This is a genomic window from Melghirimyces profundicolus, assembly GCF_003054245.1.
GTDB classification, from domain to species: Bacteria; Bacillota; Bacilli; order Thermoactinomycetales; family DSM-45169; genus Melghirimyces; species Melghirimyces profundicolus.
Window position 1 is genome coordinate 1 of record NZ_QBKR01000062.1, and the last position, 1422, is coordinate 1422.

A 1422-nucleotide genomic window follows, 5' to 3' on the forward strand; every position below is an offset into this window, starting at 1 on the left:
CTAGAAGCGTTGTGAAAAAGTCCGTTGTCAAGCCAGGTTTTCTGTCCGATCTGTAGAATTCATTACAAAAGGATTGAACGGAACGGAGGAGATCTTCATGCTGGGAAAACAGAGCCCACAGAATGCCTTGTTTCAATATGTGAATCTGGAGGACCTGATCCCGGAGAATCATCTCCTTCGTCGCATCGATCGGGCACTGGATCTGTCGTTTCTGCGACCGATGGTGGAGCCCCTTTATGTTTCGGAAGGACGTCCTTCCATCGATCCTGAAGTGGCCTTTCGTGCCATGCTCCTGGGCTATCTGTTTAATCTGAATGACCACCGGTTGCATCAGGAGTTGACGATGCACGCGGGGTATCGTTGGTTTTGTCGGTTGGACTTTAACGATCCGGTACCGGATCGCAGTACCTTGATCAAAACCCGGGAACGCTGGGCGAAAGCGGGGTTGTTGGACTCGATCCTGGCTCAGATCGTTCAACAGTGTATTGAAAGGGGCTTGGTGCAAGGGGATACCCTGGCCATCGATGGGACCCAAATTCCGGCCCGGGCTGCCGTGAACAGTTTGGAACGGATCGGAACCGTTTTGCAAATGGAAGAGAGCGATTCAGATGAGGACGATGATGAACCTCCCTCTTCGCCTCCCCGGCAGGCCGGGAACCCGGATTTTCACGGCGAACGGTTTTCCAATGCCACGCACCGGTCGAAGACCGATCCCGATGCCCGTCTGTACCGAAAAGGAAAGGGAAAAGAAACCCGTCTCAGTTATCTCGGTCATTATGTTGCTGATGTTCCGTCCGGGGTCATTCTTGCGGCGGAAGCCACTTTGGCTACTGGAGATGCGGAAACCCAAGTGGGACGCCGTTTGCTTGCCCAGGTTCAACAGCAGCTTCCTCATCCCTCCCAACGACGGAAACTGGCTGCCGACAAAGGCTATGCGGAGAAAAACTTTCTGAAGGAAACGATTGAACTGGGGTTCGATCCTCATATTGCCCTGCAAAAGGAAGAGGAAGAACCGATCCCGACTTGGAAACGACGCACATTTTCCTTGGATCGACTCCGTCGGCGAAAGCTGAAAGTTCAGTGGGCAAAGGCACGCAATACGGTCCGTCAGTTGAACCGCCAGCCGATCACAGCCTATGTTCGCCACCTACGAAAACGAATCGAGCATCTCTTCGCCGAAGGGAAAGAATGGCATGGGTTAGACCGTGCCCGGGGTCGGCGTCTTTGGCGTATACAGATCCAGACTCGCATGACAGCCATCACGCAGAACCTAAAGCGGATGGCTCATTTTCTTCACCGCCACAGCCCGGCGGGGGAAGGAGCGGGCTGGTTCAACATGACGGGCCAGTCTCTTTGGCCCCCGAATCAGCTGTCTGTTTCTTTTCAAAGGGCTGAAATCTGATTAGATCACAACGCTTCTAG

Annotated in this window: 1 protein-coding gene; it reads left to right on the forward strand. The window is 53.6% G+C overall.

From position 1 onward, the window contains the following. Positions 1-97 precede the first annotated feature (97 nt). Positions 98-1402, forward strand: coding sequence for an IS5 family transposase (locus tag C8P63_RS18665; RefSeq protein WP_108026912.1), 1305 nt, complete (start codon positions 98-100; stop codon positions 1400-1402). Positions 1403-1422: the final 20 nt, after the last annotated feature.